Here is a 1,278-nt window from a genome sequence, read left to right as displayed (position 1 = left end):
GGCTCAGTATGATACATCTAACCTATGGCTATTAACTAGGTCGCAACACAATCACAAGACAGCAGTCGAAAAGAAATTGAATGACAATCAATTGAAAAAAGTTTCTAAAGATTGGTGGATAAAAGTTTTGAAAAAATAAAAATACCCCCGCTATTGGTTAGGAAAAGAACCGAATAACAAATAGTGCCGTCTTTCTGATACGTTGCAGTTATTTTTATTTTTTGAGTTGAAAGGAGGTGGTCAAATGCCACGTAAACCAAAGATAACAACCGATGAAACTGACAGAAAGGATCAACGAGATAAAACCGAAGCCTTGAAAAAATCCGTTGAGAACGCTGATACGCTACCTGAAACAGCGCCCCGACATTTAACTGGAGAAGCTAAGAAGCTTTGGGAAAAGTTGGTGCCAGTTTTGAATGGGACCGGGTACATAATTGATGCTGATAGTTCAACGGTTGAAACGCTAGTAATTAATTACGCAATGCTTCGTGAAGCTTATGAGTCGGTCAAGAAAAATAAAGTCGTTTATGAAGTTGAAGGTAGGATCTACAAAAATCCTGCGGTTGCCATCATTGACTCAACTACAAAGATTATTAAATCTGTCGGTAGTGATCTAGGCTTGTCTCCACAAAGTCGAGCCACATTAATTGATATGGCCAAGACCGATGAAGAGGACGAAGGCAAAGATTATGAGGAAAGATTTGGTGCTAACAGATGATGAAATATGATGATTTGCTCGAACGATATCCAGACGATCCGGCGTTGACGTATGCGGTTAATGTAATGCGTGGCAAGATAATTGCAGGCGAGAAGATAAAGCGTGCATCTGAGCGCCATATAAGCGATTTAAGGCGTATCGATAATGACGAGAATTTTAAATATATTTATGATGCTGACGAAGCGAAGAAAATAAATGAGTTTGCTGTATTGCTAAAGGATATTACATCCGGCGAACCATTTAAGCCTTCTCCTTATCAGCGTTTTATTTTGGCCATGATTCAAGGTTGGCGTAACCCAGAAACTAAAGGTATGCGATTCAAAAATATTTTTATTTCTATGGCCAGAACAAATGGTAAGACGCAATTACTTTCAGCGTATACGTTGTATAACTTTCTATTTGGTTATCCAAAGATTAATCGACAGCTTGCAGTTAGTTCAATTGATATATCGCACACAAAACCACTTTATAAATACATGACTTATAACTGGGATCAGTTAAAAAAGTCAACTTTTAAAAAGTTAGCTTCACGTTGGAAAGTTGAATATAACCAAAATGAA

The 1,278-nt window shown here is 37.6% G+C and carries 2 protein-coding genes; both read left to right on the top strand.

Annotated features, from left to right (window positions below; genetic code table 11):
• Positions 1 to 244 precede the first annotated feature (244 nt).
• A complete protein-coding gene (locus tag ESZ50_RS00010; protein WP_148621542.1) occupies positions 245 to 718 on the top strand; it encodes a phage terminase small subunit P27 family in 474 nt (157 codons plus the stop codon).
• Positions 715 to 1,278, top strand: a 564-nt coding sequence (locus ESZ50_RS00005) for a terminase large subunit domain-containing protein (RefSeq protein ID WP_246111482.1), incomplete at its 3' end; no start/stop codon positions are given. The genes ESZ50_RS00010 and ESZ50_RS00005, both read left to right, overlap by 4 nt.

It is taken from the genome of Weissella muntiaci (assembly GCF_008107635.1).
Lineage (GTDB): Bacteria > Bacillota > Bacilli > Lactobacillales > Lactobacillaceae > Weissella > Weissella muntiaci.
The sequence above is the reverse complement of the archived record's forward strand: the minus strand, read 5'-3'. Positions and strand labels throughout refer to the sequence as shown.